Annotated in this window: 5 protein-coding genes and 2 pseudogenes; 5 read left to right on the top strand and 2 right to left on the bottom strand. The window is 40.8% G+C overall.

The genetic code is table 11. The features are described 5' to 3' along the window. The first annotated feature begins 95 nt into the window (after positions 1-95). From PRIP_RS13210 to PRIP_RS13200, 3 genes and pseudogenes are all read left to right on the top strand, one after another. Positions 96-1,379, top strand: coding sequence for a glycosyltransferase family 4 protein (locus tag PRIP_RS13210; protein WP_052008935.1), 1,284 nt, complete (start codon positions 96-98; stop codon positions 1,377-1,379). Beyond that, positions 1,372-2,395 (top strand): annotated as a pseudogene (locus PRIP_RS13205) (glycosyltransferase family 4 protein). The gene PRIP_RS13210 and the pseudogene PRIP_RS13205 overlap by 8 nt, the downstream one beginning before the upstream one ends. A gap of 6 nt (positions 2,396-2,401) precedes the next feature. Then, positions 2,402-3,433 carry a lysylphosphatidylglycerol synthase transmembrane domain-containing protein gene (locus PRIP_RS13200; protein WP_036101597.1) on the top strand — a complete coding sequence of 344 codons (1,032 nt, stop codon included), beginning with the start codon at positions 2,402-2,404 and terminating at the stop codon, positions 3,431-3,433. 21 nt (positions 3,434-3,454) lie between these two features. On the opposite strand, the pseudogene PRIP_RS17790 reads toward PRIP_RS13200, so the two are convergent. Then, positions 3,455-3,707, bottom strand: a pseudogene (locus tag PRIP_RS17790) (hypothetical protein). After that, positions 3,704-4,894 (bottom strand): MFS transporter, encoded by a 1,191-nt coding sequence (locus PRIP_RS13195; RefSeq protein WP_036101595.1) that lies wholly within the window; start codon positions 4,892-4,894, stop codon positions 3,704-3,706. Before PRIP_RS13195 ends, PRIP_RS17790 begins: the two are co-directional and overlap by 4 nt. 198 nt (positions 4,895-5,092) lie before the next feature. On the opposite strand from PRIP_RS13195, the gene PRIP_RS13190 reads away from it, so the two are divergent. Further along, positions 5,093-5,752 (top strand): Crp/Fnr family transcriptional regulator, encoded by a 660-nt coding sequence (locus PRIP_RS13190; protein WP_036101593.1) that lies wholly within the window; start codon positions 5,093-5,095, stop codon positions 5,750-5,752. Positions 5,753-5,828: 76 nt separating this feature from the next. Further along, positions 5,829-7,550 (top strand): ABC transporter ATP-binding protein, encoded by a 1,722-nt coding sequence (locus PRIP_RS13185; RefSeq protein WP_036101592.1) that lies wholly within the window; start codon positions 5,829-5,831, stop codon positions 7,548-7,550. Positions 7,551-7,664 lie beyond the last annotated feature (114 nt).

Raw genomic sequence — 7,664 nt, 5'->3', positions numbered from 1 at the left:
TTTTTAACGACGAAAATGGGGCGTTGGTCGACACGCTGGGCTTATAGCAAAGGCACGATGGTGACGTATCATGGTGTGGAGGGAAGGCGAAAACAGTGAACATAGGTATTTTTACAGATACTTTTTTTCCGCAGATTAGCGGTGTTGCAACATCAATTAAAACGATGGAAAAAGAGTTAACAAAACGAGGACACAATGTATATATATTTACGACCTCAGATCCACAGGCTGACTTGGTGGCGGAAGAAGGCAAGGTATTCCGTTTTTCAAGCATTCCGTTTGTGTTTTTTCCTGAACGGCGAATCGCGATTGCAGGAACACAGAAAGTAGCGCATTTGATTAAGCGATTGGAGATTGATGTCATTCATACCCATACGGAGTTTTCAATGGGGCTGATCGGAAAGAAAATGGCAAAGAAATTCCATCTTCCTGTTTTGCACACGTACCACACGATGTATGAGGATTACTTGCACTATATTGGTAAAGGAAAATTGATTACGCAAGGTGTCGTGCAACGGCTTAGTCGGGCTTTTTGCGAGTCGATGGATACTGTTATTGTACCGACAGAGAAGGTACAGTCTTCCTTACGACGCTATGGGGTAACGAATCATATCCGAATTATTCCAACAGGAACGGAATTCAAGTCGTTCCAAGCGGATCGCTTTAGTAAACAAGAAGTAGCCGAAGTAAAGGCGCAGCTTGGTATTGCTGAGACGGATAAAGTCATTGTATCTATTGGCCGTGTCGCTCAAGAAAAAGGCATTGACATCATTGTACGCGCTTTTCCAAGTATTTTGGAGCGTGTGCCTAATGCGAAATTGCTTATCGTTGGCGATGGTCCAGCACGTAAAGATCTTGAGGAATTGGCGTTTACAGAAGGCGTTTCACAATCGGTCATCTTTGCTGGTGAACAAGATTGGGAAACGATTGGTAGATTTTATCGGTTAGGACAGGTGTTTGTGAGTGCTTCGACATCGGAGACACAAGGCATGACGTACATTGAGGCAATGGCTTCGGGTATTCCAGTCATCGCAAAAGCAGATCTTAGTAATGAGGATTTGATTTTGGACCGTCAAACGGGGCGGAGTTTCACATCGGATTGGGAGTTACCGGCGATGGTAGTGGATGTGTTGGAACGGCCGGAAGTTGCGCGCGAATTAGTAAGCAATGCGTATCAACATATTGAGAAGTTTTCAGCAGAGCAGTTTGGTGCGAATATTGAGCAATTGTATTCGGAAACTTGCGCGAACTATGGTTGGACGAAAGAACGGATGTACGACAGATTGGATCGTGATTATCCAATGAGTAATTACGTGTTAACCATCCCGACGGAAGTACTTCAAAAACGTGATAAGAAAGTGAGAAAATACCATGAATAGAATTACGATGCTATCCTCTGCGGAGAAAGTGAAAGGCCAGGGGGTAGCTTCTGCTTATAGAGAATTAGTGAATTTAATGACGACGCATCATGCAGATAAGTACGATATTGCTATTAATACATATCGCAAGTCGGAGATCACGCATTACCATACGATTGATTTTCCGTTTTTTTTTATCGACGTTTGCAAAGAAGAAGCGAGGCGTGAAGGTTGGTTATGTCCATTTCTTGCCGGAGACGTTGGATGAGAGTTTGGAACTTCCTTGGATTGCGAAGAAGATTTTTTATAAGTATGTGATTTGGTTTTATAAGCGGATGGACGTGCTTGTAGTGGTGAACCCGTCGTTTATTCCACAACTCGTAGCGTATGGGATTCCAGAGGAGAAAATTAAATACATACCGAATTTTGTGTCGGCAAAAACGTTTTATCCGGTGACTACGGAGGAGAAGAAAGCGTTGCGCAGGGCTCATGGACTGGATGAAGAAGCGTTTATTGCGATTGGTGTTGGGCAAGTGCAACATCGTAAAGGCGTGCTTGATTTTATTGAAGTGGCGAAACAGCTACCTGAGATGCAATTCATTTGGGCTGGCGGTTTTTCTTTTGGCAAAATTACGGCGGGTTATAAGGAATTGAAAGAGATTTATGACCATCCACCGGCGAATGTGACATTCCCAGGTATTGTGGAGCGCGCAGATATGAATACGTATTATAATATGGCGGATGTGCTGTTTCTACCGTCTTTTAATGAGCTATTTCCGATGGCGATTTTAGAAGGTATGAGTAGCGGACTTCCTGTGTTGTTGCGTGATTTGGAGCTGTATGAAGGCATTCTTGCGGGAAATTATTTGCAAGCGTCTGATGTGGCAGGATTTAAAGCACAATTGGAGCGGATGTCAACAGATAGTGCTTATTTACAAGATGCTAAAGAGGCAGCCAAAAAAGGTGCAGCCTATTATTCGGAAGCTAGACTAATTGGTTTATGGCAACAGTTTTATGATGGGCTTTTGAAAGGATAGAGGACAATGGGTAAAAATACAAGCCGACACGTTCTCAGTATTTTACTTGTTGTTGCGATTAGTGTTGGGTTTATTTTTTTCCAATTTCGTAATGTCAAATGGAATGTTGTTTTCGATGTTTTGAAAAATGTGAATTTAATCTATATTGGGCTGGCTTGTCTGGCGATGTTTTTGTATTGGTGGTTGGAAGCTCTTGTTTTGCAACGTTTTGGCAAGCAGGCAGATCCTACGCTGAGAATGGGGACATCGTTTCGGATTACGATGGTTGGGCAATTTTTTAATTCGGTGACGCCGTTTGCGAGTGGTGGTCAGCCAGCGCAGCTTTATTTGCTAACGCGTCGTGGTATCGATATTGGTTTGGCGAGTTCGGTGTTGTTGATTAAATTTATTATTTATCAAGCGATGATTGTAGCAACGTTTATATTCTTTTTGATTGTTGGGTTTCCGTTATTGGGACATACGACTTTTGAAATTAAGTATTTGATTTTGATTGGCTTTGTGATTAATTTAGGCGTAATTGTCGGCCTAGTTACCGTTGCAAAAAGTGAGCGGGTGGCTGCGGCGATCGTGCATGTTTTGCTGAAGCCGGTCTTGCTTTTTATTAAGAAGGAGCGTCGTGAAGGTATTCGTGAAAATGCGGATAGCAAAATTGCGTCGTTCCATGAAGAAAGTGTCCGTTTTAGTGGGAATACGCGCTTGATTTGGGAATGTATTTTCTACACGACGGTGCAATTATTGTTTTATTTGAGTATTCCGTATTTTGTCTTGCTAAGCTTGGGGGTTACGGACGTTAGTTTAATGACGACGATGACGTATCACGCGTTTGTGATGAAACTGTCTTCTTCTATTCCAACGCCTGGTGGGACTGGTGGCGCGGAGTATAGCTTTACATCGTTTTTTGAGATGGTTTTAAGTCCTGAGAAGCTTGTGATGGCATTGATTTTATGGCGGTTAATTACGTATTATAGTTGTACGATTTTTGGAGCCATTGCAATGATTCCGTTTAAGCGTAAAAAAAACAAGAAAAGCATTGCGTAAAAACGCAATGCTTTTCTGATATCAAGAAGTAGTGAAGTAATCGGACTGCCATCTAGCAATCAGGTTTCGTGAATCGTCGTTGGACATTGATTTAAAACCAATGACATGTTCTTTTGCGATTTCTAGGCTTTCAAAGTGATCGATTAATCGTTGTGTCGTGTTGTTAATGTGGACGTCTTCTAGTAATAGGGATTGTTTTTTTTTCGTCGTTTGCTAATTGGGTACCTATGATATAGCCGGCTGCTGTGATGAGGAGGACATGATTGGGGTTCATTGTTCTTCACTTCCTTTTACATATTTTGTTGTAACGCTTGAAAAATACATATAGACAAAAATGCAAGCTAGAGCGATGATTCCTGCTAGAATATACAGGCCTTGGAAAGATAAAACGTGGTGGATTTCTCCCATGATGTAAGGTCCGATTCCTAAGCCTAAATCAAGCCCAATAAAGTAGGTGGATAAGGCAATACCGATTCGGTGTGGTTCGCATGATTTCAAACTAACGGCTTGCCCATTCGACATAAAAGTGCCGTAGCCTAAGCCGATGAGAGCGCCAGAAAGAAGCAAGATAAAGCTTGTGGATGCTGTACTTAAAACAAATAGTCCCACGGCTAAAAAAAGATAACTTGGATACATCACAAATTTTTCTCCTTTGGTGTCGAATATTTTTCCGGACATCGGTCTTGTAAAAGTAATGACTAGTGCGTATACAACGAAGAAGAAGGTGCCGGCACTTATTAAGTTGATTTCTCTAGCATAGGAAGCGAGAAAAGTAAGGACGGTAGAATAAGAGGTGCCCATTAAAAAGGCGACAAAGGCGATTGGCAATACTTTAAATTCCACAAAGCTGGATAGTGTCCATGTTTTTAATGCTTTTCGATGTTCGGGTGTTAAAACGATATTTTTTACTGGGAGATAGAAACAAAGGATGGTTGTTAGGGATACAAGGATGGTAGAAAAAATGATAATGGTATAAAAACTTGTCGTGCTTAATAAAATCATCCCGATAAATGGCCCGATTGCTGCGGCTAAACTTGTGCTGAGTCCGTAATAATTGATTCCTTCACCGCTTCTTGATTTCGGAATATAGGAAGTGACGATGGCATTGGTGGCGGTGGAAGTAGTTCCGTATGCAAAACCGTTTAAAAAGCGAATAAGGAACATGACGGAGATGGAAGGCATGTACATGTAAGCTATTGTTGTGATTAGAAAGAACAGAATGCCATATCGTAAAACGCGTTTTCGACCGAATAATTCTAATTTTTTGCCCATGTAGAGTCTAGCTAGAAGCGTACCGAGAATGTAAATACCTGAGGCAAAACCTGCAACCCCTAGTGAGGCATTTAGTTCTTCTTGGGCGATGACGGCGATGATAACCATTAATAAATAGTAGACGAGGTACACAACGAAGTTAATGAGTGTGATTAAAACAAAGCCTTGATTAAATAATTTTTCTTTCATGCGATATAATCCCTTTCTTCTTGTAATTTATGCGAATAACAAGCATTATTATAGGGGTATTTTCATCGGGATACTTTTTGATTTGCTAAACTGGTATGATATAAACAAAAATGTATAACAAATGTTGCGAATAAATGAGTTATAATTTTGTATGATAAATAAACGGGCGCGAAAGTTGCTAGAAAGGGAGGATGGAAAATGAATCATGATATTCTTAGTGAGTATGTGAGTGCCAACGATTTTCCAGTAGTTACGAGAGGAAAACGAAAATATTTAACTTACGAAGGATTGGAAGATTCGTATGTATATATATTAAAAAGTGGGATTATTAAGACGAGCATTATTTCGAGGGATGGTCGGGAATTTAACTTGGCGTATATTAATAAAATGGACATTGTGTCGTTGCTAAAGGATGAGTATTCTCAGTTTGCGAATGCACCTTTTAATATTCGTGTGGAGTCAGATCGTGCGGAATTGTATCGTATTGATCGGGTTCGATTTTGGAAAGATGTGAATGGAAATGCGGATTTGCAAATTTATGTGAAAGATTATTATCGTACGCGCTTGGTGGAGTCGATTAAGAAGATGCAGCAAATGTTGATGAATGGTAAGCTAGGTGCGATTTGTACGCAACTTTATGAAATGTATAAATTATTTGGCGTGGAGATAGACAAAGATGAGTTTTTGATTGATTTTTTGGTGAGTAATGAGGAGATTGGGCACTTTTGTGGGATTAATTCGGCGAGTAGTGTGAACCGTATTTTTCAGCAGTTGAAAGCGGAAGGTGTTATCGCGATGCAACGGCGGTATATTATTATTAAAAAGTTAGATGTGATTCAGGAAAATGTGATTTTTTAATTGAGAATAGCTCTCAACTAGGCAGGGGTGCTTTTATTTGTTATAATGGTATTTCTGTGGGAAAGGGGAGTTTTTGATGTTAAAACGGTTTTTTAGTTATTATAAGCCTTACAAGCTTTTATTTATAATCGACTTTGGTTGTGCGGTTATTGCGGCACTGCTTGAGCTTGCGTTTCCGGTGGCCGTGAATCAGGTGATTGACAAGTTGCTACCTGACCGAGATTGGGGCTTAATCGTGACTGCGGCTTTGGCACTTTTGTTCTTTTATTTCTTGAATATGTTTATGCAGTATATTGTGACTTACTGGGGGCATAAGTTAGGGCTCAATATTGAGACGGATATGCGGCGCGATCTGTTTGCTCATTTGCAAAAGCAACCGTTTGAGTATTATGACAATCAGAAAACAGGGAAGTTGATGTCACGGATGACGACGGATTTGTTTGAGATTGGCGAGGTGGCGCATCACGGGCCAGAGGATATTTTTATTTCGATTATGTCGCTTGTTGGAGCGTTCTTGTTGATGTTGACAATTAATGTGAAACTCGCAGTGATGACGATTATTTTAGTGCCAATTTTGACGGTGCTAATTATTTTCTTTAATAAAAAAATGACTGGTGTGAATACGCAAATTTTCAAGGATCTGGGTAGTTTTAATGCTGGTGTGGAAAATGCGATTAGTGGTGTGCGTGTGGTGCAGGCGTTTGCGAATGAGGATTTTGAACGTAAGCGTTTTGGCAAGTTAAACCAGACGTATCGTAAGTCTAAATTAATGTTTTACAAGGTGATGGGATTTAGTTTTTCATTTAACTACTTTTTGATGCGTTTGATTACGTTATTTGCATTGTTTTTTGGTTCTTATTTTGTTATTAATGATGGGATTACCTACGGGCAGTTTGTAAGTTTTATCTTGCTGACGAACGTATTTATGCGGCCGATTGAGAAGATTAATGCGGTGATTGAGAGTTATCCGAAAGGGATTGCTGGATTTAAGCGATTTATTGAAGTGATTGATACGGAGCCAACGATTAAGGATAGGGATGGTGCTGTAAATGTTGGGGCGCTGCGTGGAGACATTGTGTATGACCATGTGTCGTTTCAATATGATTCTGGAAAAACGGTACTGGACGGGATTGATCTTCGTGTGAAGGCTGGCGAGACGGTTGCTTTTGTGGGGCCATCTGGTGCAGGAAAGACGACGATTTGTAATTTGTTGCCGCGGTTTTATGAGGTAACGGATGGCGCGATTACGATTGATGGGATTAATATTCAGGCGATGACGCTGGATTCTTTACGGACGCAAATTGGCGTGGTACAGCAGGATGTGTTTTTGTTTTCTGGGACAATTCGTGAAAATATTTCCTATGGGAAGCTGGATGCGACGGAAGAAGAGATTTGGTACGTTGTAAAATTAGCACATCTGGAAAAAGTCGTGCAAGAAATGCCAAACGGTTTGGATACGATTATCGGTGAACGTGGCGTGAAACTTTCTGGTGGGCAAAAGCAACGGCTGGCGATTGCAAGGATGTTCTTGAAAAATCCACCAATCTTGATTCTTGACGAGGCGACTTCAGCACTTGATACGGAGACAGAATTAGTCATTCAGCAGTCGTTAGATGAACTTGCCAAAGGGCGTACAACAATGATTATTGCGCACCGCTTAGCAACGATTAAACATGCCGACCGGATTATCGTGGTGAATGAATCAGGAATCGCCGAGCAGGGGACGCATGAAGAATTAATGGAAAAACAAGGAACGTATCGTAACTTGCATAATGCGCAGTTTGCTAGAAATCAATAATACTAGGCACACTACATTTTTTATTAGGATGTAGTGTGTTTTTTGCCTAAAATTTTTGAAGTTCAATAATGAACGAAAAAGTACAGCTTGAATGGATTTATTAGCCTTTTTTCA

The sequence above is a fragment of the Paenilisteria riparia FSL S10-1204 genome, from assembly GCF_000525995.1.
GTDB classification, from domain to species: domain Bacteria; phylum Bacillota; class Bacilli; order Lactobacillales; family Listeriaceae; genus Listeria_A; species Listeria_A riparia.
Note: the sequence above shows the minus strand (reverse complement) of the source record. Positions and strands in the feature narration are given on the sequence as shown.